This is a genomic window from Phytoactinopolyspora mesophila (assembly GCF_010122465.1).
GTDB classification, from domain to species: domain Bacteria; phylum Actinomycetota; class Actinomycetes; order Jiangellales; family Jiangellaceae; genus Phytoactinopolyspora; species Phytoactinopolyspora mesophila.
Genome location: NZ_WLZY01000014.1, coordinates 1 through 21,689 on the forward strand (window position 1 = coordinate 1; position 21,689 = coordinate 21,689).

Genomic DNA, 21,689 nt, shown 5'->3' on the forward strand with positions numbered 1-21,689 from the left:
CCCTGTCTTTTCACGGTGATCTTGGGGTGAGGGTGTGTCAGTAAGACGAAAAGTGCTCCTGAGCAGGGAGAATGAGAGTGTCTAAGTCTTGTTCGCCCGGCTCGAATGGAGCACTTTTCGTATGGTTGAGCATACCGGCTGGTTCGGTGATCTGGTGGTCACCGGCACCGGGAGAAACCTCGTGTCGCATGCGGGCACGTCGGCATTGCGGATGCTGTCTGACCAGGTCGGACTTACTCAGGGTTTGTCGAAGGCGCTGGCCAGCCCCAGGATGCTGGTGCATGCCCGGGGTCGGGTGCTCTCTGACATGGCGGTGAGCATCGCCGACGGGTCTCAGATCATCTCCGGGATCGCCGCGATGGGCGAGTCCGAAGAGCTGTACGGTCCGGTCGCGTCCGTGCCGACCGCGTGGCGGTGTCTGGACGAGATCGCCGCCGCTGGTGAGCCCGGCGAGAAGAAGGTCACTCGGGCGGTGAACAAGACCCGCGCTCACGTGTGGGATCTCATCGTCGGCAGGCACGGTGAGTTGCCGCCGATCCGGATCGCGGACCGGGAAGTCCGCGGGATGGTGGGGATCCGTATCGACGCCACGCTCGGTGACGTGCATTCGGAGAAAGAGCAGGCCAGAGGGACATGGAAGGCCGGATACGGGTATCACCCGCTGCTGGGATACTGCGACAACACCCGTGAGCCGTTGGCGCAGATGCTGCGCCCTGGCAATGCCGGCTCGAACACCGCCAAGGACCACGTTGAGGTCGTCGACGCCGCGATCGCCGCGGTCCCGGCCAGCACCGCCGCCGGTTGCTGATCAGCGTCGACGGGGCCGGCTCCTCCCACGATCTGATCGACCACCTCGACCAGCTCGCGAAGCGTCCGGGCCGGCAACTGTGGTACACCGTCGGCTGGGACCTCACACAGCGCGAACGCGACGCGATCACCCTGGTGCCCGAGAAGGTGTGGCAGACCGCGATCGACACCTGCGGCAAACTGCGCACCAGCCGCGACGAGCACGCCCGGATCACCCCCGCCGCGCAGATCGCCGACATCACCGACTTGATCCGCACCGGACCACACGGCCTGAAGGACTGGCCAGCCGACCTGCGGGTCATCGCCCGCCGCGAGCGTGCGCACCCCGGCGCCCAGCTGTCGCTGTTCGAACAACACGCCGGCTGGCGGTTCCACCTCTTCGCGACCAACATTCCCCGCAGCCTGCCGTCCGGACACGCCAACCGGGTGCTGAACAACCTGGCCTACCTCGACGCCCTGGACCGTTCCCACGCCTGACTTCACCCACCGTTGCGTGATTGACGGTTCGGTAGGTCTGTGACCTGTGGGTTCGCGGTGTTCTGAGTGGTGGGATGGTCACTAAAAAGGGTTGGTGGTGTCGGTAGCCTGGGGCAGGTGGCGTCCCGATTCGTGCGCAAGGTCCGCACCGCCTCCGGTGCTGTGGCGGTTCAGATTGTTACCCGGCAGGGACGCGTGGTCGTTGACGTCGATCACATCGGCTCGGCCCACACTGATGCTGAACTCGCTCTGCTGGTCCAAACCGCCAGAGAACACCTTTCGCCTGGCCAGGAGACCCTTGACTTGGGTCCACTGGAACGCCGGTGCGAACGTGTCGATGATGTCGCCGACTGGACTACCAGCACCGAGCTCGGTGGCGCGGTCGAGGCTTCTTATGGTCGGCCTGCGATGGTCGCTGGTGGCGGCCAGGTCGTGGGCACCGAAGCGTTGATTCTTTGGGACGTCCTCACCGGCGCCTACGCCCAGTTGGGGTTCGATGTCCTCGGAGATGAGGTCTTCCGTGACCTTGTGCTCGGGCGGATTGTTGAACCGACCTCGAAGGCCGACACGATCCGTGTCCTGGACGAGATCGGCGTCGCAGCCCCTGGGTTGAACACGATCTATCGATGTCTGAAGCGCTGTCAGGAACGGGACTATCGTGGCCAACTCGCCACGGCCGCACTTGCCCATTCGGTGCGCACCACGGGCACATCAGCATTGATCATGTACGACTGCACGACGCTTCACTTCGAGAATGCTGATGAGGACGACCTGCGTCGGGTCGGGATGAGCAAGGAACACCGGGTGGACCCGCAAGCGCAGGTTGGCCTGTTGGTCGACCCCGGTGGGTTCCCGTTGGAGGTGCACCTGTTCGAAGGGAACAAGGCAGAGACCACCACCCTCATCCCCGTCCTGACGCAGTTCCAGCAACGCCACGGCGTGACCGACATGGTCGTGGTCGCCGACGCCGGCATGCTGTCCGCGTCGAATCTGAACGCGTTGGAGGACGCCGGGTTCTCCTTCATCGTCGGCTCCCGGCTGACCAAGGCGCCCTACGATTTGGCCGAGCACTTCGAACGCCACGGGAACTACTTCACCGACAGCCAGGTCCTCGAATCGAACCGGGTGATGGGCACCGGGAGCGCGGCCCGCTCGAGGCGGATCGTCTACCAGTGGTCGTTCAAGCGCCAGAAGCGAGACGACCGCAACATCAACAAGATGATTGAGAAAGCTGAGAAGATCGCCACCGGGCAGGCCCCGTTGAAGAAGACCCGGTTCCTGAAGGTCACCGGCGCCACGAAAGAGCTCGATCAGGCCACCATTGATCGTGCACGTCAGCTTGCTGGGCTGAAGGGCTACGTAACAAACCTGTCTGTTGAAGCCATGGATGGTGCGGCCGTGATCGCGGCTTATCACGACTTGTGGCAGGTCGAAGCGTCGTTCCGGATGACCAAGAACGACCTACGCGCCCGCCCGGTGTTCCACCGGCAACGTGAAGCGATCGAGGCGCACCTCACGGTCGTGTTCGCCGCTCTTGCCCTCAGCCGACACCTGCAGGAACGCGCCGGCATGTCCATCAAGAAGATCGTGCAGACGCTACGACCGGTGCGTTCAGCCAAGGTCGAGATCAACGGTGAACAGCTCGTTCTACCGCCAAAGCTACCCGACCGCGCCAAGGAACTACTGGAAGCGATCAATGGTCACTAAAGCCAATGGGTGAACTCAGGACGAGCACGCCCGGATCACCCCCGCCGCGCAGATCGCCGACATCACCGACTTGATCCGCACCGGACCACACGGCCTGAAGGACTGGCCAGCCGACCTGCGGGTCATCGCCCGCCGCGAGCGTGCGCACCCCGGCGCCCAGCTGTCGCTGTTCGAACAACACGCCGGCTGGCGGTTCCACCTCTTCGCGACCAACATTCCCCGCAGCCTGCCGTCCGGACACGCCAACCGGGTGCTGAACAACCTGGCCTACCTCGACGCCCTGGACCGTTCCCACGCTCGCGTGGAAGATCGCATCAGATGCGCCAAGAGCATGGGGCTGACCCGGCTCCCCTCCCACGGCTTCGACCGCAACAAGGCCTGGATGACCGCCTCCGCGCTGGCGCAGACCCTGCTCGCCTGGCTCGCCCAGCTCGGCCTCGACGGCGAGCTCGCCAAGGCCGAGCCCGACACCATCCGTCACCGGCTGCTGCACGTCGCCGCCAAACTCGTCCGCGGTGCCCGCCGACGCCGCCTCGAGATCGACCAGACCTGGCCCTGGACGACCGACCTCGTCCGCGCGATCCACCGAATCCAAGTGCTCCCCGCACCCGGATGACCAGCACCAACACGTCCCTGCGATCAATCGAGAGGAGGACACCCGCACGCTGGGTGCGATGAGAGCCCACGGCCACCGGACCGACAGCCGGCACACGAGGCCACCCACGCACCCAAAACAGCAAGATCAAAAACGAATCACCGGCCGCGCAGCGTCAGCCTGCCAACCACGCGAAAAATCGAGGTTAACTTGTTGCTTTATGTCAGTTTCCCAATCGCGAAGCCTACGACGCCAGCGAGTAGTGCCGAAACGATCTGAAGCGTCAACTGGTCTCTATTTCGTTCCCAGTAGCTTGGTGCGTCAGCACGGCGCCTCGCTATTACTATCGACTTGCCAATCCTATCGGATACTAGCCAGGTGATACCAGCTAGTGGAACTAAGGACAGAATCACCAAACCTGGTTGCCAATGGGCCAAAAGGAGCGCAAAGAAGCCAGCTACAGGGATAGCAGCCAAGTAGCCAACAAATATTGGATGGAATAGGCGAATTCTAGTTAAAGGTCGGGACTTCTTTTTCAGGAGTTCTTCTAATCGCCCTAGGACACCGAGCGCCTCATCGTCACCATTTGTCACCATAAGGCGCTGTAGGTAACTTGTTATTTCAAGAGTTAGTCGGGGCTTGGGGGGATCTTTCCGAACGAGCTCGAGTCGCACGATCCGTGGGTTAACGAGCGCAGATAAGTCCTCGATGTGCGAAGCCTCGTTGCCATCAACCTCGATAACAACTTTGTCTGACCCATCCTTGCTAAGGACCCGATAGATTTCTTCGAGATCATCAAGCCAAAGTTTGACGGGTCGAACTTCAACGATACGAGACTCCCTGAGACGCTTGAGTGCCACAGCCGTGCTCCGTTCGTAAAAATGGTTGAGCCCAGTCATGCCGTCAGGGCTGCCTTGATGCCAAGTGGTTACTGTCTCATCTTTGGGATCTCGGAAGGCGAGGCGTTGTTTCTCGTGCTGCTAGACCTCATGTGGGTGGGGTCATGATGAGTCGCGCTCCCCTCATCGCGGCTATTCTTCGGCCTGCGCTGTGCGCGCGTCAAGGGCGCTCGCAAGCTCGCGTCACTTCGTGATCGGCCATGCCGACCCTTGACCCGCTTCGCTTCGGCCGATGGATGGCGGCTATGAGGGAACGGTGAAGAGTGGGCACGCGGTGTCGGCCAGCGAATCGACCTGTTTACGTGGGTTCCGGCACGTCAGGGCAAGAGAGTGAAGGTCTTGGTATGGCGTGGGCGGACGACGGTGAAGTGACGGTGGTCGATGGTGGCCACCTCGGCGACGTTCAGCCGTTCAGCAACGGCGATGACCGAAGCATCCACCGCGCCAAGAGGGAAGTCCGCATACTGCTCGATGAGCTCCGCCATGCGCTTTCGGTCGGCAGGCTCGATCTGGGCGAGAAAGAACGGCTGTTCTTCGGGTGACGCGCTGCCGCCGTCGTCGAACGAGCGCAGGAAGTTGGCCTCCAGTTCTGGGCTGGAGTCGCGTTCGACGAAGTAGCACGTCTCAACCATGACTGGCGTCGGCACGATCAACGGACCTTGCGCTTCGATGTACCAGTCTCGGCAGCGTTGGTGGTGCTGGTCGTCGGCATCGAGCAGGGCGACCAGCACCCCGGTGTCAACGACGATCACGCTTGGCGGCCGAGTTCGGACTTCAAGATCTCTTCATGCCGCTCGGACAGGTCGCCTCGGCCGGAACGCATTCCACCGAACCACGATGGCTCCTTGCGCTTGGACGTCTTTTGGCTCGCGAGCTTGGAGGCGTACTGAAGCAGCTCGTCGACCTGCTTGTCACCAAGCTCGTCGACCAGCTCAAGGAGTTGTTCCTTCTTGGTCACATACACAGTGTGCATCAATCTCCCTTCCTGGTGCCACGATTCGGCCGTTGGTGCGGGACGCGACGCCGCCTTATCCCCCCGGTTCAACGGCCCTGGTCAGCGTGATGAACGAGCCCTTGGCAGGCAACGTGACCACCTGCCCCTGTTCCCTGAGAACTTCGGTGGCGCGTCGCACCGTCCCAATGGAGACGCCATATTCGACGGCTAGATCACGCTCTCCCGGCAGTCGAGATCCTGTAGGCAGTTCACCGGCCAAGATGCGAGCCTCGATGTGGTCGGCTACCTGCCGGTATAAGTACCCCGGTTCATCGTCATCCCGACTGAACGGCTCGACCGTGCCGCGTGGTTCCCCGCTCACGGCTGTTCACCGTCATCCTGCATCGACAGAGCGATCTCTAGGCGCATGATCTGCCGGTCGAGGACGGTCAGCGTGTTGTGCACGTCGGTTGCTGCTTCGCCGATCCGTTCAACGGCGGCGCGAAGCTGTTCCTCAGTCATCGGGCGTCACCGCCATTCGCCGAACCAGTGATGAGCTGGTGCACGCGCTGATGCGAGATGCCGAGGACGGTGCCGATGTCCCGCAATGACAATCCATAGTCCGCCAACCGCTGAGCAGCGGCTCGGTACTCAGCGGCCGCTCGCCGGGTACAGGTAGCCGAAGCTTGGCGCAACCGGAACGCGCGGGTCAGATGCTCCTGGACCTGGTGAGGCAGGACCGGGTGGAGGTGGACGGTGACCCGGGCAGGCTGGACACCGACCGCCGATGCCAGCGCGTGGCGGGCTAGGCGTGCGGCTTGGGAGAGCAGCCGCGCGTGAACGTCGATGCGAGGTTGACTGGCCCACGGCCACCGGACCGACAGCCGGCACACGAGGCCACCCACGCACCCAAAACAGCAAGATCAAAAACGAATCACCGGCCGCGCAGCGTCAGCCTGCCAACCACGCGAAAAATCGAGGCTAGAGCCATGAAGTGCCGAGTTCGAGGTGCTGATCGGACACACGTCGCCTTCGTCGGCATGTCGTGATCTAGGTGGGAGTGCGACTTATCGAGAATCGGGACAGTGGCGTTTTCGGACTCGAATCATCGGCTTGTCGACGTGGCTCGATCGGATGTTTCGGTCGAGATGGTCCCGATTCGCACGTTTTGCCGTGGTCCGTGGTCAACGCTCGTCCGGTCCCGCGATGAGTCCGTTTCCCGGCGATCGTGACTAGCGTCGATGGCGCAGGATGCCGGCGTGAGCGAGCGTGGGCGGGACTCTACATGAGCGACCTCAAACAAGGCTAAGCCACTCTGGTCGGTAGGCCGTGAAGCGCGCAATCCCCACCGCGCTGCGCTGCTATTATTGTGGATTGGGTCGAAAATGGCCCAAGTCACAATAATAGTGGCTGTAGCCAAGAGTTGAGATGAGTATCTGTGAGATACGTCCTTTCAGCTATTTCGGCCGTTATGTTGCTCCTGTGTCTATTGGTGTTCGCCGGGAATCTGATCTTCGGTCAGTTGTCGACTGATCGTGACTGCACCGAACTGTCAGCGTTCGGGCCAGCGAAATACTCCTACGACGGGACATGTCAGATTGAATCGAGCTCGGCTGGTCTCGTAGAAGTCCGTTTGACGAACTCATCGTCTTTGGTTTCCGCTGCTACTCTAATTGGCGCGGTACTGTCGTCATCGTGGCTCGCTGTGCAGATCGGAAACAGGAAGAGCGAAGATGATGAGGCTTTAGCCTAAGGCAGATTGTCACGCATTCTGGATACTCTGGGTACAGTGGGTCGCCGACCTCGGCTCGGTAGATAGTTTCGTCTCCTCGGTACCGCCACATGCAAGCTGGTGCGGTCTGGCCGAGGCCGAGGCCCAGGCCCAGGCCAATGTAAGATTTCTTGCCGAACGCTCTACTTCGGTTAGGCCCATGCGGTGCGAAATTGCGTCGCGGATGGAGGGGTCTCTGGAAAGTCAATGCAATTATCGTATACAGTTTGCAGGCTCAGGGAAATGGGAGACGCTTCTTCAATTCCCGGGACCGTGCTCATCTCAAACCAGTACGTCCAGCCTCCGGTAAACGGGTTGTCTTGGTTCCTTACTAGGTGCTGGGGATATGGTGTCCCGAAACCAAAATTCCGGGAGTTGCATGGATCGGTAGCGTCCGCCTAGTCGAAAAAGGGTGCGAGTGCATCCGGCACATTGGAGAGCCGCCATGGTGGTCCCCAGAACTCGTCCAGGATTGAGTCGGGTGCCTTATTGGCCCAGAATCGGTCGTCGTTGTCAGGGTGGCACGTTATGGGTCGGCCGGGCCACACGGACCCGAAATCTTCGTTCCAGAGGAAGAAGTCGTACTCAATCCCGTAACCGTAGGGCAGGTAGTTGGTGTGACCACAGCGCAGCGCAGCTCGCGCATCGCCCCAGTAGGCCACCTCGGCGTCCGGGTCAACCAAAGCCAGAATGACCGGGTATGCCGAGCGCTCCCAATATGACCGGTGTTTCGCGGTTGGCGTGAACTGGAAGAAGCCCTCCGGTCCGTCCTCGAGGTACGACGTGCCTGACTTGATCTGGACAGCCACGGAGTGCCCCGTGGTTAGGTCGTCGTAGACGTATTCGATGTGTCCGTCTATCCCGACGTCGTGCGTCGTCAGCTCGCGCCACATGCACCCAGACTTGATGACATGGCGCTCGACGTGGTTGACCCCGAACCGTTCTGTTGTTGATGTCGTGAGGACCCTCGGAAGTTCCGACATGGGCCAATCAGATCGCACCGCCAGGTCGCTAGCTACCCGGGGAGCACGAGTCAAGTTTCGTTTAATGAACGGGGCCTGCGTCATTTCGCCGCGAACGACACGGTGGGTGCGAGTCTGTCTCCGGGCCACAGCCTGCGCGGGTGAGGTCAGTTTCCTTGGGGTGGCTCGCTTTCGGCGCATTAACTGTCTGCCGATGTCGTTGGGGCAGAATTCGCCCCGCTGGATGCGCCTCCTGGTCAGAGGATGCGCAACCTTCGACGCCTCGTGGTTAGTAGATCGGGCGGTTGGCGAAGCGGGTGCCGGGGAGTTGGGTGAGCGAGGAGAGGACGAGCCTGCGGCCGTTGGCGTTGCTGGTGATGATGCGTTGTTCGGTGTCGTCGGGTTCGGCGAGAAAGTCGTAGTGGTTGCGGAGTTGGGTGCTGAGTTCGTCCAGGCTGGGGGCGGGGATGGCGAGCAGGCCGATGCTGTCTTCGTCGTAGTCGGCCGCGGGTCGGATGGTCTTCCAGAGTGCTGGGTGGTAGTCCACGGCGGCGGTGACTGGTGGCCAGGTCGTTGGTGGTGATGACAGGCCGTACTGGTCGACCCAGGTCTTGAGGATGGCCAGGCGGCGGACGGTGTCGCGGTCGAAGCTGGAGTGCGGGCTGGTGGTGGCGATCCAGACCAGGTCGTAGACGTCGCGTGCCGGGGTCCGGCGGGAGAGCCGGGCGATCTTTTCGGCCATGTTCTCTTCGAGGGCCATAACCGGGAGGCTGTCGGGCAGGGCGTATGCGCGGTGGATGGGCAGCGGCACCCAGTCGCGTTCCTGAGGAGGCAGCCAGGGGGCTGGTCCGATGTCGAGTTTGGTGGTGAGGTTGCCGACGGCGCCGAATGGTGTTTCGTAGTGGACGTGTGCTCGGCCGCGGCGGTCGATGACGTGGTAGGTGAAGCCGTTGATCTGCTTTCCGTCGATCTCGGCTCGCAGCAGTTCGGCGACGGCGTTTGGGTCGTCGTCGGGGTCGCGGACGGAGAAGTCGAGGTCGGTGGAGAAGCGTCCGGCGTTGCCGGCGTAGAGCTTGCGAAGGGCCGTGCCGCCTTTGAATACGAGGTGGTCGAACATGCCTCGTTCGGCCAGGTGCGCGAGGAGTAGGTCTTGGGCGATGTCGATGAGGGCGGCGTAGCGTCCGCCGGCTCCGGGTGGGGTGTGCCGGGCGAGCCAGCCCGCGGTCAGAGCGTTCATGCTGCCTCGCTGATGGTGCGGGGGTCGAAGGGGAGGAGGTCGTCGGCGATGTTGAAGCGTTTGTCGAAGCGGCGGGTGGTGCGTGAAGCGCCGAACCACGTGACGGTGGGTGGCCGGGTGGGTTGGAGTTGGTCGGCGATCTGGGGTGCGACACCGCTGAGCAGGTAGGCCAACCGGGCCCGGGCCGCGCTGGGGCGTTGGTGTAGCTCACGGTTCAGATCTTCGGCTGAGCTGCGGCTGACGAGTTCTGGCAGCGCTTCGGCGAACGTATGCCAGCCGCGGATGTCGCCGGGTTTGGTGGCGAGGTGGACCAGGATGGTGGGTGGCTGGTGGACGGGTAGTCGCTCTACGTCGGCTGGAGGTAGCCGGGGGGAGAACCGTACGACGCGCATCCGGTCTCTGATCGCGTCCGAGACGGTGGTGCCGGCGGGGACGGCGACTTCGTGTCGGTCGGGCGCCCTCTCGGCGAGCCCGTGCAGCCATAACGCGCTCTGCAGTGCCACCGTGATCGGCTGATGTCCCGTGCGTAGGCTCGCGCGAAGGTCGATGAACGGGTCACCGTGACCGTATGGCCCGGCATGTGAGCCGGGAGCAAACTCGTACACGCCGCGCTGCGCGGTTGGTAGCAGCCAGCCTGTGGCCCGCAGCCGTGCTGCGAGCACCTTCGCTGGTGTTCTCAGCCCGACTTCCTGGGCCAGTTCGGTCAGTTCTTCGACGGTTACCAGCGTCGGCTGGCGCAACTCCAGCTCAGCGACGATTCGGGCCATACCCTTGGAGAGCGACCGAGAAGGAACTGTCATGCTGGCCTCATAAGTTACTAGAACAGTATCTACACTACAGAGAATGACAGTACTGTCAAGGTAGATGGGCAGGTTGCAGATATGGATACTTGCACCGCGCCGTTGACAGTGGCTTATTCTCATGTCGAGGTGACAAGCGTCAGGCGGTGGGCTGAGTCGCTGTTGTTGTGCGCGGTGCGGTGGCTCCCTACCTGGGTGAGGACACCCTAGGAGGGGGAACGGTCGTGAACGAGTACATGGCCACAGCCGAGGCGGGGGAGCTATTGCGTGTGCCGGCCGAGACCGTTCGGTATTGGCGGTACGTCGGCAAGGGGCCCAAGAGTTTCCGCGCGGGTGGTCGCCGCGTCTTGTACGCCCGCGAAGACGTCGAAGCCCTCGTCGTGACGGCTCGGGCTGAGGGTGCAGCCTAAGTTGCGCCTACGCCGACTCGGCGCGGGCTCGAAAGGCATAGAAGATCAAGTTTGACCATATTACGACCACAGACTGACTCGAAGTAGCCAACGGTGCTCAGCGGTTGGCGTCCTGATCGATGCAGCTCAGCTCGCCGAGCCAGCGCTATTCAATGCTGATTGGGCACGCTTGGTCGAAGGTCAGCCTTTCCCGGCGAGGCACTAGCAGCTCTCGTCGGGTAGCGCCTCGCACCGCTGCGAGGAGCCAGGGGCCATTGCTGTCGTCCTCGATGTAGTGCCAGATCATCCACCACCTGTTTGTACTAATCGCAAACTGCGGGATCTCGACCGGGTCGCCGTCACTGTTGACATACTCCAACTCACCTAGATCAACGCAACCTGTTGACGTGGCCGTATCGAGCGAGCGGATGGTTTCGAACTTAACCACTTCGTGGCTGAGAATGATCGTTTCGCCGACTTGTTCTGCCTCATAGAGCGGCCATCCGTAAACGTCGAGTTCGAGCTCGCCGACACCGAGCTGCGTCAGCGGCCAGTCGTCCATTATCTCGTGCCCCCAAAGCTCATGCTCAGCACCGGCCATCTCGAAGGCGTTGGCGTAGTAGTGGTCCATCTTGGTGATGAGGTCTTCGAACGCTGCTTCGATCTCTTGCTCGGCGGCCTGTTCATCGACGGGTTCGGTAGTTGCCGTCGCTTCGGCTGAGGGTGCCGCGCTAGTCGCCTCGCTGGACCGATTGGGCGCCGCGACTTCGGTCGGGCTTGTCGCGGAAAGGGGTTCTGTTCCCAGCTGTGTGTCGTCGCTACATGCCGTGAGTATCAGCGCGGCGGCCGTGAGCGTGAGGATTGTGCAAAGCGGGCGCGGCCCGTTGTCGTTCATCTGTACCCACCTGGTTCCCACGCCCGAATGCTGGCCGCCAAACTTATCGGCCCGCCGACGTGGGTGGCAGTCGACGCGGCACCTCCTCCTCCTGCTCGCGCTTTCGGTCATAGACGACGCTCAGCGCGCCGGTCTCCGACGGTGTCACGGAGGTGAGTGACCAGGATGTCGCCGGGTTGCCGTCGCTGAACAAATGCGCACCCGCGCCGACCAGTTCCGGGCATTGAGTGATGATCAACCTGTCGATCTCGTCCGCCTCGAGTAGGGCGCGGATGACGCTGCTGCTGTTCTGCACGACGATGTCTCCGCCCGGCTCGTCCCTGAGTCGGCGTGCCTCGGTGACGGGGTCGGCGTCGGCGAGGCGCGCGTTTGTCCAGGAAACGTCAGTCAGGGTCGCGGAGAAGACCACCTTTTCGACCGAATCGAGCCACTGGGCGTACCTGCGGTCGCGCGGTTCGGCGCTTTCGTCCGTAGCGACGGCTGGCCAGTAGGACGAGAAACCTTCGTAGTTCTTCCGGCCCAGGAGGACCGTCGTCGCCGTCTCCGTTTGCCGGACCATCGTGTCGCGGGCTACATCAGTCACTGCGTGCGGAACGATCCAGCTCATATCGTCTTTGCCGGTAGCGCCGTTGATCCGGCCGTCCAGGGATAGGGAGATGTTGGCAGCAACAGTCCGTCGATGGTTGTCCTGATTCATGTCGGTCCTCCGAAGTACTCGGCGCGAGATCACGCCGACGCGAGCTTGGCCTTACTAGTACGTCGGAGCCGTGCACCGCTTCTCGACGTCCTTTCTCGTTTCAGTGCCACGTCAGTCGGCCGGTGGAGTTCTCGCTCGGCCGGATTGGTGGTGAGGGCTAGGGCGTCCGCTGATTCAGCGTGCCAAAGCGCATGCGCTGGGCGTGCTGGATGTGACGAGCAGGGGTGCGTGCCCCCGGGCATGCTGATCAGTCTTGAGTGTGGCCGCGGTCGTTGACCACGTGCTGCACCAGCTCGTCGAGCATGCTCTCCGCGTCGAGTCCGGACGAATCGGCGAGCGCCTGGGCGAGGTTAGCTGCGAGGTTGACCAGTTCCTGGACGACGTCGAGGTCGACCCGGCCGTCGTCATTGGTCAGGAGGTCTACGGACAACTGCGCGGGCTCGTCCCGGATGCACAGGCGGACCAACGCCAGGGCGGCGAGCTGGCGTGCGGTGCTGTCCGAGGACAGGCCGGTGCCGTGGTCGTCGCCGGGGATTGGTTGCTCCGTCATAGCCTCACTCGTCGCTCGGGTCGGGGCCAATATTCGAGAACCATGATGAATGCGCTTCTTGCGACAAAGGTTACCGTGCGAGGCGAACCGACGTCGGCTGTTCGGTATCAGCCCGGTGGTTGCAACGTTAATCAAGTCCGTCCTGATCATCGGCGCAATCCGGGCAAATGTAGCGTGCTTCTTGCCGGCCCATGTGCTCGAGCGGTTCGAAGGTGCCATCGCTACGAAGGCAAACTCGGCAGTAGGCGTCATGTTGATCTTGCTCGGCAGGTTTGGTCGATGATTCGAAGTGGTCGGTGGCGGTTGTCGTGCGGTTGCTTCGTTCCACGACCACGCCTGCCCCTTCCCGTTGCCGGTGTATGAGCCACTCACACTGGCAATGGAAGGAGCCGTTCACAACGGCAGACGGGTAAGGAACTCGTCACGATTCGGTCTCGTGCTATCAGCGGCGCTCTCGCTGATCTGAGTGCTCGGCCGCTACGGCTGTACCGACACGTCCGCCGGTGTCACGGCCGAATGCCTCCGGACCGGGGCGCGACCGACCGGCTGCACGGGTTCCGATTCGGCACGGGGCGCGCTGGGAATGGGAAGCGTCGCCGGGCTCCCTTCCTCAACGGTGACCGACGTGCCGTGATGGAAGAGTTCGAGGCGCTTGCCGGGTTCGTGGTCGCCGTCGCGCAGGTAATACGTGACGTCCTCGGAGCCGACGCTGACGCGGAGCCTGAACCCACGCCACAGCAAGGAGAAGTCGAGTCGAGTGAGCCGGGCGGGCAGCCGGGGCGAAAACGACAGAATGCCGTCGTGATCGCGCATCCCGCCGAAGCCCGCGACCAATGCGATCCAGGACCCGGCGAGAGATGCGAGGTGTACGCCGTCACGCGTGTTGGAGTGGGTGTCGTGCAGGTCGGTCAAAGCCGCTTCACCCAGGTAGTCGTACGCGAGCTCCAGGTGACCCGTCTCAGCCGCCAGCACCGCCTGGGTGCAAGCCGAAAGTGAGGAGTCCCGGGTAGTTCTGGCTTCGTAGTACTGGAAATTCCGGGCTTTCTCGTCGGGGCTGAACATGTCGCCACGCCAGTGCATAGCCAGAACCAGGTCGGCCTGCTTGAGCACCTGGCGCCGGTAGAGATCGAAGTATGGGTGGGTGAGCAGCAGCGGATACTCTTCGGGGTTCGTGCCGGCGAAGTCCCACTCCTGGAACCGGGTGAAGCCTTCTGACTGCTGGTGCACACCGAGTTCGTGGTCGTAAGGAATCACCAGAGCGTTCGCGGCTTCTCGCCAGGATTCAGCTTCGCTGTGCTCGACGCCGAGTTCGGCGGCCACGTCGCTATGCCTGGCCACGGCGTCGGCGGCGCCCAGCAAGTTCCGCTGTGCCATGAGGTTCGTGTAGACGTTGTCGTTGGCTATCGCCGAGTATTCGTCGGGACCGGTGACGCCGTCGATGTGGAACGCCCCGTGCCGGTCATAGTGCCCGAGCGAGCGCCACAGCCGGGCGGTCTCCACCAGCAACTCCACGCCGGCTTCCCGTTCGAACTCCTCGTCGCCGGTGGCCTGGACGTAGCGAATGGTGGCGTCGGCGATTCCGGCGCTGATGTGGAACGCCGCGGTGCCTGCCGGCCAGTAGCCCGATGTCTCATGGCCCCGGATGGTGCGCCAGGGGAATGCCGCGCCCTTCAGGCCCAGGGTGCGAGCGCGTTCTCGCGCGAGATCCAGCGTGGCGTGCCGCCAGCGCAGCACCTCGACCGCCGCCTGTGGCTTGGTGTAGATGAGGACCGGCAGGGCGAACATCTCGGTGTCCCAGAACACGTGGCCGTCGTACCCCGGCCCGGTGAGCCCTTTGGCGGCGATCGGACGCATCTCGTTGCGGGCACCGGCCTGAAGCACGTGGAACATCCCGAAGCGCACGGCCTGCTGGACCTCGGGGTCGCCTTCCACTCGCACGTCGCCGGCATCCCAGAAATCGTCGAGATACTCGCGCTGGTCCTGGAGCAGGCCGTCCCAGCCGGCGAGCTTGGCAGAGGCCAGGGCCGCGCCCACCTGATCACGCAGCGCGGGCAGGGAGCGCTGACTCGACCATCCGTAGGCGATCAGTTTGATCACCCGCAGGCGCTGGCCGGGACGGAGAACACAGGCGATCGTGGTGCGCACCCAGTCGGAGAAGGACTCGGTGTTGACCACGACGTCCTTGGGGCTGTCGACGACGTGCGTCATCCCGGCCGCCATACGCAGGCCACTGGCTTTGGTGTGGTGGATCAGCAGTCCACCCTCGCCGTTGGCGATATGCTGCTCGGACTGCAACGGCTCACGCAGCACCGCCGCCACTCGAGGGTCCGACTTCGCCACCGGGAGTTCTTCGTTGGCCACCAGGCCAGACTGGACGACCAGCCGGGCTTTGCCGTCCAGCGGCTCCACTTCGTAGCAGATCGCAGCAACCGCGCGGTGGGTGAACGAGACAAGACGGGTGGAGTGCACCCGGACGGCGCGGCCGGCTGGAGAGACCCAGTCGACGCTGCGCTCCAGCGTCCCGGCACGCAGGTCGAGTTCACGCTGGTGGGAGCGCAACTCGCCATAGCGGACGTCGAACGGCTCGTCGTCGACCAGAAGCCTGATCAGCTTGCCGTTGGTGACGTTGACGATCGTCTGGCCTTGCTCCGGGTAGCCGTAGCCGGCCTCGGCGTGCGGCAACGGCCGGAGTTCGTAGAACGAGTTCAGGTAGCTGCCAGGAAGCCCATGGGGCTCCCCTTCGTCCAAATTGCCGCGTAGCCCGATGTGACCGTTGGACAGGGCGAACACCGATTCGGACTGGGCGAGGACCTCGAGGTCTAGCTCCGTCTCGGTGATGTGCCACGGATCCGACGGGTATCCGGGTTCACGAATCATCTGAGGCTCCATCCAGCAATTCGGCGAGATCACTCACCACGACGTCTGCACCAGCCGCGCGCAGTGCGTCGGCTTGTCCTACCCGGTCGACTCCGACCACGTAGCCGAACTTGCCGGCCCGGCCGGCCTCTACGCCGGCGATGGCATCTTCGAACACCGCGGCCTTTTCCGGCTCGACGCCGAGGCGTTGCGCCGCGAGGAGAAACGTATCGGGGTGCGGCTTGCCTCGCAGCTTTTCCTGGCGGGCGACGACGCCGTCGACGCGGACCTCCAGGAGGTCCTCGAGGCCGGCGGCGGCGACTACCTCCTGGCAGTTGGCGCTGGCCGAGACCACCGCCCGCTTCAATCCGGCCTCGACGGTCTCCCGGAGGTACGCCAGCGAACCGGGGTATGGTTCGACGCCCTGTTCGCGGAGTCGCTCGACCAGGACGGCGTTCTTCCGGTTTCCAAGACCGTGCACGGTATCCGCGCTGCCCGGATCGTCGGGAAAACCTTCGGGCAGCGTGATCTCGCGTGACTGGAGGAACGTGCGTACTCCGTCGGCGCGAGCCATGCCGTCCACATACCGGTAGTAGTCGTCCTCGGCGTCGAAGGGAACGAACGGCTCCCCGGACTCTTTCGCATGGGTCCGGAGGAACGTGTTGAACGTCTCCTCCCAGGCAGCTTTGTGTACGACGGCGGTGGGGGTCAAGACTCCGTCGAGATCGAACAGGCACGCTCTGACGTGTTCCGGCAAGCTGAGCATCCGACGATCGTAGCGATTCGGCAGCGCGATTCCGCTAGCTCGGGCCCGATGTGACGCGCGTCGCGTCGACCAGTTCGACGTACATGTCCTCCCAAGGCCTGACCATCCGCTCATCGTCAATGCCGAGCGGAGCATCGCCGAACGTCCACGCAGAGCGACGGGCGTTGACTAGAGCGCCCAGCAGCAGCACAGCGCGGGCTTCCAGATCGGTGTGTCCTGCCAGGCACTCTCGTGCCCATTGATCAGCCAGGTGAGCTGGCCAGGCTGATCAACGGCTTCGTGGTTCCGGTCGCCAGTGAGCCTCCGGCGGCGCACGGCTGAGGCATCCGGCGAGCGTTTCGATCACATCGCGGAGCTCGAAGCCCTGTTGTGGCTGTGTCACGCTCACCTACTGCATTTCATCCCTTTGCACGGTGTATCGCTGAGCTGCATGACGATGAGGCCGTTGTTGCGGTCGCTCGCGACAATGGTGCCGCTGTCGAACAGCGGGAAGACGCCCCACTGCCCGAGGAACGCGGTGCCGAACTTGTCCTCCTGATTGAGGTTGAGGATGTTCTTCGGCAGCCGTGGCTCGGTGTCCATGTGGGCAAACTCGGACAAACTGACCATGCCGGTCGCGTCTCGTTCGATTTGGAGCACTCGTGTCCCGGACGTGTAGTTGGCCTGATAGATCTTGTCATCCTTGACAATGAAGTTGTGATCCAGACTCACTGTGTCGTGCTCGAACCGCTCGATGAAGACCGGGTTGTCCAGCTGCCTGACGTCGACGATGAACGTGCCGGTGGCCGGCTTGTTCGTGGGATCGTCGACCGGCTGGGCGAAGAACTCCGAGAACGCCCACCCGGCGGCGACTAGCTCGTCGAGCTCGTCGTTGATGAACAGGAAGTCCTGTTCTTCGGTCGTCCACCCGGCGTGCGAGAACACCATGCCTGGAACACGGAAGCGAGCAAGCACCTCGATGTTGTCCTTGTCGGTCGCGTCCCAGATCTCGGTGAAGCCACCGATGCGCTCGCCGACCGGCAGCGTGCGGTCGCGGCCGTCGAAGACGAACACGATCTCGCGTCCCTGGAACCTGGCGTCCGGCCCGTCGTAGACGACCGGATAGAAATCGTGCTCGCCGATGTCGTCGAGGCAGGCCGCCACGTCGGGATCGGTGGGGTCGGTGTTGAGGTCGTAGATCAACGTGTTGAACCGCGGCGGCGTTTCGAGGCCGCACGCGTTGTTCGCGGCGCCGGGCTCGAGACGGACGCCGGCAACGTAGGCGAAACCGGTCTCCTCGTTGACTTGGATGTTGTGGGCGGAGAGGTAGCCGCCACCCGAGAACCTGAAGGTTGGCGCTGGCAGCACGGTGTCGGGCGAAGGCGCCGGTCCGAGCCCGTCGAGGACCGACAGATCGACCACGTCGATCTCGGACCCGACGATCTCCGACGTGTAGTAGGCGAAGTTCTCGAACACGCCCACATCACCCCAGAGGTTGCCGATGTCGCCCGGTGCCTGGCTTTCAAGGCTGCCGAGGAATACAGGGTTGGTCGGGTCGGTCACCCGGACGACTGCCAGCCCGCCTGTGCTCCCCACGAGCGCATACTCTTCTCCTGCCGGCGACGTCCAACCCCAGATGTCGTTCAGCAGGCCCTTGGCAGTCATGTCGGCGAAGCTGCCGGGAATCGGGAGAGCCCCCATCGCCTCAGGGGCGACCTGGCCAGGAACCGCATGTTCTCGGTGTCCGGGAACGGCCCCTTGGCCGTGGGGAGAGTCTCGATTCCGTCGCCTTGCGACTGCACGATCTCCAACGGGAGTGCGTCTGGATCGACATCGGGCGGATCGTGCGCTAGTGCCAGCCCGCTTGTGATGAAACCGACCGTTACCGCCAGGGCGCTGCCCACTACAGTGGTCCGGCGCGTTCTCGACCCGCGTTCCGTGCTCATCTGTACCCCCCCAGCCCTAGAGTGGCCCCGGTGAAAGGGGAGCCGCCCGTCTTGCCAGGGCCACTAAGCCCGAATTCTGATGTCGCGGAGTGTACGCTCGGCCGTTGGGTTCCGGAAGGCTTGTTTGTGCGCTCGGATGGTTGCGTCCAAGAGCTATAAGATCTTGATCGTCCGACAGGCAGCCGATACCCACTGGTAGTGGCATCACGAGCGCAGCATGCCGACGATCGTCTGGTCCGTACCGCAGGCCAGAGGATCTCGTACTGTCGAGGCTCGGTTCGGTGCCCACGACGCCCGGCAAGACTCCGCGAATCAGTCAGCGACTCAACGGACCGGACGAGTGTCGGCGGCACGTGAGCTTTCCGCCGACGCACGGCTGAGGCGTCCGGCCAGTGTTTCGATCACATCGCGGAGTTCGGAGGGCTCGTGCACCTCGAACTCGAAGCCGAACAGCGCTACCCACACGGCGAGCTCCTCGAGGGAGTCCGACCCGGTCTCGAGGCGGCATCGTCGGCGGTCGATGGCTTCGACCACGCCGATGGTCGGGGGTACCCGCTCAGTGACCGCTTCGAGTGAGCCGTGCAGTGTGAGCACTGCGTGGTAGCGATAGGGGCGCACCGAGATGCCGCGTGCGGTGAAACTGGAGACGTCGTCCGCGGGAAGATCTCTAGGCCTGAACCGCGGGCCGGTGGGTGTGCGGGGGCGCATCCGGTCGAGCCGGAACGTGCGCCAGTCGTCACGGTCCACATCCCAGGCGACCAAGTACCAGCGGCGCCCGGATGAGACCAGCCGGTGCGGTTCGGTGGTACGTCGCCGTTCGGAGCCGTCATGATTCACGTAGTCGAATCGCAGCTGTTCGTGGTTGCGTGCCGCGGTCGCCACCGCCGTCAGTAGGTCGGCGCCGACCGTCGGTCCGCCTTGGCTGATCGGGACGGTCACCGACTGGAGGGTGTTGATCCGGTGGCGAAGCCGTGACGGCAATAACTGCTCCAGCTTGGTCAGCGCCCGGACCGATGCTTCCTCGATGCCGGTGATGGTCCCCCCGACGGCCGTCCGCAGGCCCATGGCCACGGCGACCGCTTCCTCGTCGTCCAGCAGGAGGGGCGGAACCTCGGCGCCAGGGCCCAAGCGGTAACCCGCGGCGCCTCGCGCGGCGTCCACCGGGTACCCGAGCGCCCGTAGCCGTTCGACGTCACGGCGGATGGTCCGGACTGTGACGTCGAGCCGGCCGGCCAGCTCGGCACCCGTCCATTCCCGGCGAGTCTGCAAGAGCGACAGTAAACGGAGCAGGCGCCCAGATGTTTCCCACATACGTCACATCTTCGCAGCAACTTAGGACAAGTTCCGTCCTAACAGGTCCGTAGCGTAGCGGTTATGACGAACACAGCAGGCATCGAGCGCTTCCGGATCGACATCCCACAAGCCGACGTTGACGACCTTCGAGAGCGGCTCGCGCGCACCCGCTGGCCGAGCGACATCGCCGGGGCCGGGTGGAGCCGGGGCGTCCCGGTGGACTACCTGAAGGACCTGGTGGAGTACTGGCGAACGACGTTCGACTGGCGAGCGCAAGAGGCGAAGCTGAACGCGTTTGACCAGTACACAACCGAGATCGACGGCCACGACATTCACTTCGTCCACGTTCGCTCGCCCGAGCCGAATGCCATGCCACTGATGATCACCCATGGCTGGCCGGGTTCCGTCGTCGAATTCATGGAGATCGTCGGCCCGCTGACCGATCCGGGGCGGTACGGCGGAGACCCGGCGGATGCTTTCCACGTGATCGCGCCCTCCATTCCGGGCTTCGGATTCTCCGGCCCGACGCGTGAGGAGGGGTGGAACGTCCAGCGCATCGCGACGGCATGGGCCGAACTCATGCGTCGGCTCGGGTATGAGCGCTACGTCGTTCAGGGTGGTGACTTCGGTTCGCAGATCAGCCGGGAGCTGAGCCTCGTTGACCGCGATCACGTAGCCGCCATCCATGTCAACGGAGGCTTCACGCTGCCGTTCGAGGTCGACGAGGCAGAGGTGGCGGCCCTGCCGGAGCGGGACCAGGAGCGCATGGCGTATCTGTACGGCTACGACATCGCCTACACGGCGATCCAGGCGGCCAAGCCGCAAACACTCGCCTACGGGCTGACCGACTCACCCGTCGGGCAGGCGGCGTGGATCGTCGAGAAGTTCAAGGAGTGGAGCGATCCGGCCAAGGACTTGCCCGAGGATGCCGTCGACATCGATCAGTTGCTCACCAACGTCAGCGTGTACTGGTTCACTGGCACGGCCGGCTCGTCGGCTCAGATCTACCGGGAGAGCGCGAACGGATGGGGTGCGGAGCCGGAGGTGTCCGACGTGCCAGCCGGCGTCGCCCTCTTCACGACGCGTGACGTTGCGCTGCGGCACGTCGATGAGCGCAAGAACAACATCGTGCACTGGAGCGATTACGACCGGGGCGGTCACTTCGCGGCCATGGAGGCTCCCGACCTGTTGATCGACGACGTCCGAGAATTCTTCCGGGTGTTCCGCAAGTAGCGAACCGATCGTCTCAGCTCGCCGCTGCGTCTTCCGGCCACGGAAAGCCGGCAGAGGTGGCGGCGAGCCGCACTGCGGAGACAAACAGCGCATCACGGGCTTCCAGCGTCAGGAAGTCGAAGTGGCCGTACGTCTCGAGAGTCACGAAGCCGTGTAGTGAAGCCCAGCAGTGCAGGCACGCCTGAAAGATGTGCGGCGGCATCGGCGAGTCGTCGGGCGCGTGCGCCTCTTTGACCATGGCGCAGGCGGCGAAGGAGTCGTCGACGTCTTGAATCCGTGGCTCGCCGAGCAAACCCCGGTTGGCGGCCTCGGTGAACAGCGACTTCAGCTGCGTCATGGCCCGTTGTGCGGCCTCGGTGGTTGGGCCCTCCTCGGGGGCGACGTAACCGGGTACGGGCATGCCGAAGATCAGGGCGAAGCGTTGCGGCTCCCGGTTTACCCATGCCCGGTACGCGCCGCCAACGGCGAGGAAGCGCCCGGGCAGGTCGTCGGGCGGCACCTGCTCGCGAGCGTCGGCCACGGCGTTGCCGAGATCATCGAAAGCGTCAACGATCAAAGCGGTGAGCAGCTCATCACGGTCCGCGAAGTACCGGTACAGCGCCGGTGCGGTCATGCCCATCTGTCGCGCGATGTCGGAGAACCTGAGCTCGGTGCTGCCTTGCTCGTGCATGAGCTTCAGTGCCGTGTCTTTGATCTCGTCGATCGTCGCTGCTCTGGCGCGCTCCCGCCGCGATGGGCCGGCGGAGACCGCTGCGTCGGTGCCGCCCTGGTCTTTCGGTGCATTGGACACGTCGTTGGTCAACTCCCTGAGTGAATTCTCAGTTAAGCATCGTCACAGAAGTTATGCCACTTGACAAACGCAAACCCCGAAGCGAATAGTTACGACTCGTAACGTA

General features: G+C 63.5%; 23 protein-coding genes. 6 read left to right on the plus strand and 17 right to left on the minus strand.

All coding sequences use genetic code 11. The annotated features are described in order from the left end of the window. Window positions 1-121 precede the first annotated feature (121 nt). The 4 genes from F7O44_RS26870 (at window position 122) to F7O44_RS26885 (ending at window position 3,607) form a co-directional block, all read left to right on the plus strand. Window positions 122-808, plus strand: coding sequence for a transposase (locus F7O44_RS26870; RefSeq protein ID WP_162453417.1), 687 nt, complete (start codon window positions 122-124; stop codon window positions 806-808). Continuing rightward, window positions 802-1,284, plus strand: a complete 483-nt coding sequence (locus F7O44_RS26875) for a hypothetical protein (RefSeq protein WP_162453418.1) — start codon at window positions 802-804, stop codon at window positions 1,282-1,284. Before F7O44_RS26870 ends, F7O44_RS26875 begins: the two co-directional genes overlap by 7 nt. 117 nt (window positions 1,285-1,401) lie before the next feature. Beyond that, on the plus strand, window positions 1,402-2,991 hold the full coding sequence (locus F7O44_RS26880; RefSeq protein ID WP_174255995.1) for an IS1634 family transposase: 1,590 nt from the start codon (window positions 1,402-1,404) through the stop codon (window positions 2,989-2,991). Between the two features lie 70 nt (window positions 2,992-3,061). Next, window positions 3,062-3,607: a transposase gene (locus F7O44_RS26885; RefSeq protein ID WP_162453419.1), complete on the plus strand. Its 546-nt coding sequence runs from the start codon at window positions 3,062-3,064 to the stop codon at window positions 3,605-3,607. A 1,195-nt stretch (window positions 3,608-4,802) separates the two neighbouring features. On the opposite strand, the gene F7O44_RS26890 is transcribed toward F7O44_RS26885, so the two are convergent. The 8 genes from F7O44_RS26890 to F7O44_RS26925 all read right to left on the minus strand — a co-directional run bounded on the left by F7O44_RS26890 (window position 4,803) and on the right by F7O44_RS26925 (window position 10,189). Further along, window positions 4,803-5,237: a PIN domain-containing protein gene (locus F7O44_RS26890; RefSeq protein WP_162453420.1), complete on the minus strand. Its 435-nt coding sequence runs from the start codon at window positions 5,235-5,237 to the stop codon at window positions 4,803-4,805. Further along, window positions 5,234-5,443, minus strand: coding sequence for a hypothetical protein (locus F7O44_RS26895; RefSeq protein ID WP_162453421.1), 210 nt, complete (start codon window positions 5,441-5,443; stop codon window positions 5,234-5,236). Before F7O44_RS26895 ends, F7O44_RS26890 begins: the two co-directional genes overlap by 4 nt. Window positions 5,444-5,513: 70 nt before the next feature. After that, complete coding sequence (locus F7O44_RS30740; protein ID WP_162453422.1) at window positions 5,514-5,801, minus strand: GntR family transcriptional regulator; 288 nt, start codon at window positions 5,799-5,801, stop codon at window positions 5,514-5,516. Continuing rightward, a complete protein-coding gene (locus tag F7O44_RS26905; RefSeq protein ID WP_162453423.1) occupies window positions 5,798-5,941 on the minus strand; it encodes a hypothetical protein in 144 nt (47 codons plus the stop codon). The genes F7O44_RS30740 and F7O44_RS26905 overlap by 4 nt, the downstream gene beginning before the upstream one ends. Continuing rightward, entirely contained in the window at window positions 5,938-6,324 is a 387-nt protein-coding gene (locus F7O44_RS26910) for a hypothetical protein (protein ID WP_162453424.1), read from the minus strand. Before F7O44_RS26910 ends, F7O44_RS26905 begins: the two co-directional genes overlap by 4 nt. 1,264 nt (window positions 6,325-7,588) lie before the next feature. Beyond that, on the minus strand, window positions 7,589-8,353 hold the full coding sequence (locus tag F7O44_RS26915) for a DUF4365 domain-containing protein (RefSeq protein WP_343073927.1): 765 nt from the start codon (window positions 8,351-8,353) through the stop codon (window positions 7,589-7,591). An 88-nt stretch (window positions 8,354-8,441) separates the two neighbouring features. Continuing rightward, window positions 8,442-9,389, minus strand: coding sequence for a nucleotidyl transferase AbiEii/AbiGii toxin family protein (locus tag F7O44_RS26920; protein WP_162453426.1), 948 nt, complete (start codon window positions 9,387-9,389; stop codon window positions 8,442-8,444). Further along, complete coding sequence (locus F7O44_RS26925) at window positions 9,386-10,189, minus strand: type IV toxin-antitoxin system AbiEi family antitoxin domain-containing protein (protein WP_162453427.1); 804 nt, start codon at window positions 10,187-10,189, stop codon at window positions 9,386-9,388. The genes F7O44_RS26920 and F7O44_RS26925 overlap by 4 nt, the downstream gene beginning before the upstream one ends. Window positions 10,190-10,413: 224 nt before the next feature. Here F7O44_RS26925 and F7O44_RS26930 point away from each other — a divergent pair, with 224 nt between their 5' ends. Beyond that, window positions 10,414-10,599, plus strand: coding sequence for a helix-turn-helix transcriptional regulator (locus tag F7O44_RS26930; RefSeq protein WP_222851744.1), 186 nt, complete (start codon window positions 10,414-10,416; stop codon window positions 10,597-10,599). 145 nt (window positions 10,600-10,744) lie between these two features. Here F7O44_RS26930 and F7O44_RS26935 read toward each other — a convergent pair whose 3' ends face one another. The 8 genes from F7O44_RS26935 to F7O44_RS26970 all read right to left on the minus strand — a co-directional run bounded on the left by F7O44_RS26935 (window position 10,745) and on the right by F7O44_RS26970 (window position 19,578). Next, window positions 10,745-11,473 carry a hypothetical protein gene (locus F7O44_RS26935; RefSeq protein WP_162453428.1) on the minus strand — a complete coding sequence of 243 codons (729 nt, stop codon included), beginning with the start codon at window positions 11,471-11,473 and terminating at the stop codon, window positions 10,745-10,747. A gap of 43 nt (window positions 11,474-11,516) precedes the next feature. Beyond that, entirely contained in the window at window positions 11,517-12,170 is a 654-nt protein-coding gene (locus F7O44_RS26940; RefSeq protein WP_162453429.1) for a dihydrofolate reductase family protein, read from the minus strand. A gap of 247 nt (window positions 12,171-12,417) precedes the next feature. Continuing rightward, the gene (locus F7O44_RS26945; RefSeq protein ID WP_162453430.1) at window positions 12,418-12,720 is read right to left on the minus strand and encodes a hypothetical protein; all 303 of its coding nucleotides are present in this window, start codon (window positions 12,718-12,720) and stop codon (window positions 12,418-12,420) included. Between the two features lie 477 nt (window positions 12,721-13,197). Beyond that, window positions 13,198-15,597 carry a glycoside hydrolase family 65 protein gene (locus tag F7O44_RS26950; protein ID WP_162453431.1) on the minus strand — a complete coding sequence of 800 codons (2,400 nt, stop codon included), beginning with the start codon at window positions 15,595-15,597 and terminating at the stop codon, window positions 13,198-13,200. Next, a complete protein-coding gene (locus F7O44_RS26955; protein ID WP_162453432.1) occupies window positions 15,587-16,342 on the minus strand; it encodes an HAD family hydrolase in 756 nt (251 codons plus the stop codon). The genes F7O44_RS26950 and F7O44_RS26955 overlap by 11 nt, the downstream gene beginning before the upstream one ends. Window positions 16,343-16,726: 384 nt before the next feature. Next, window positions 16,727-17,986 carry a choice-of-anchor B family protein gene (locus F7O44_RS26960; protein ID WP_162453433.1) on the minus strand — a complete coding sequence of 420 codons (1,260 nt, stop codon included), beginning with the start codon at window positions 17,984-17,986 and terminating at the stop codon, window positions 16,727-16,729. Beyond that, on the minus strand, window positions 17,983-18,267 hold the full coding sequence (locus F7O44_RS26965) for a hypothetical protein (protein WP_162453434.1): 285 nt from the start codon (window positions 18,265-18,267) through the stop codon (window positions 17,983-17,985). Before F7O44_RS26965 ends, F7O44_RS26960 begins: the two co-directional genes overlap by 4 nt. A gap of 324 nt (window positions 18,268-18,591) precedes the next feature. Further along, a complete protein-coding gene (locus tag F7O44_RS26970) occupies window positions 18,592-19,578 on the minus strand; it encodes a helix-turn-helix transcriptional regulator (RefSeq protein ID WP_162453435.1) in 987 nt (328 codons plus the stop codon). 63 nt (window positions 19,579-19,641) lie between these two features. Between F7O44_RS26970 and F7O44_RS26975 the strand changes: the two genes are divergently transcribed. Next, window positions 19,642-20,793, plus strand: coding sequence for an epoxide hydrolase family protein (locus F7O44_RS26975; protein ID WP_162453436.1), 1,152 nt, complete (start codon window positions 19,642-19,644; stop codon window positions 20,791-20,793). A 13-nt stretch (window positions 20,794-20,806) separates the two neighbouring features. On the opposite strand, the gene F7O44_RS26980 is transcribed toward F7O44_RS26975, so the two are convergent. After that, window positions 20,807-21,583 (minus strand): WHG domain-containing protein, encoded by a 777-nt coding sequence (locus tag F7O44_RS26980; protein ID WP_162453437.1) that lies wholly within the window; start codon window positions 21,581-21,583, stop codon window positions 20,807-20,809. Window positions 21,584-21,689: the final 106 nt, after the last annotated feature.

Coding starts and splice junctions, on each gene's coding strand:
- F7O44_RS26870 (WP_162453417.1), top strand. CDS start 122: ATGGTTGAGCATACCGGCTGGTTCGGTGATCTGGTGGTCACCGGCACC.
- F7O44_RS26905 (WP_162453423.1), bottom strand. CDS start 5,941: ATGACTGAGGAACAGCTTCGCGCCGCCGTTGAACGGATCGGCGAAGCA.
- F7O44_RS26915 (WP_343073927.1), bottom strand. CDS start 8,353: ATGCGCCGAAAGCGAGCCACCCCAAGGAAACTGACCTCACCCGCGCAG.
- F7O44_RS26920 (WP_162453426.1), bottom strand. CDS start 9,389: ATGAACGCTCTGACCGCGGGCTGGCTCGCCCGGCACACCCCACCCGGA.
- F7O44_RS26925 (WP_162453427.1), bottom strand. CDS start 10,189: ATGACAGTTCCTTCTCGGTCGCTCTCCAAGGGTATGGCCCGAATCGTC.
- F7O44_RS26935 (WP_162453428.1), bottom strand. CDS start 11,473: ATGAACGACAACGGGCCGCGCCCGCTTTGCACAATCCTCACGCTCACG.
- F7O44_RS26940 (WP_162453429.1), bottom strand. CDS start 12,170: ATGAATCAGGACAACCATCGACGGACTGTTGCTGCCAACATCTCCCTA.
- F7O44_RS26945 (WP_162453430.1), bottom strand. CDS start 12,720: ATGACGGAGCAACCAATCCCCGGCGACGACCACGGCACCGGCCTGTCC.
- F7O44_RS26950 (WP_162453431.1), bottom strand. CDS start 15,597: ATGATTCGTGAACCCGGATACCCGTCGGATCCGTGGCACATCACCGAG.
- F7O44_RS26955 (WP_162453432.1), bottom strand. CDS start 16,342: ATGCTCAGCTTGCCGGAACACGTCAGAGCGTGCCTGTTCGATCTCGAC.
- F7O44_RS26960 (WP_162453433.1), bottom strand. CDS start 17,986: ATGACTGCCAAGGGCCTGCTGAACGACATCTGGGGTTGGACGTCGCCG.
- F7O44_RS26965 (WP_162453434.1), bottom strand. CDS start 18,267: ATGAGCACGGAACGCGGGTCGAGAACGCGCCGGACCACTGTAGTGGGC.
- F7O44_RS26970 (WP_162453435.1), bottom strand. CDS start 19,578: ATGTGGGAAACATCTGGGCGCCTGCTCCGTTTACTGTCGCTCTTGCAG.
- F7O44_RS26975 (WP_162453436.1), top strand. CDS start 19,642: ATGACGAACACAGCAGGCATCGAGCGCTTCCGGATCGACATCCCACAA.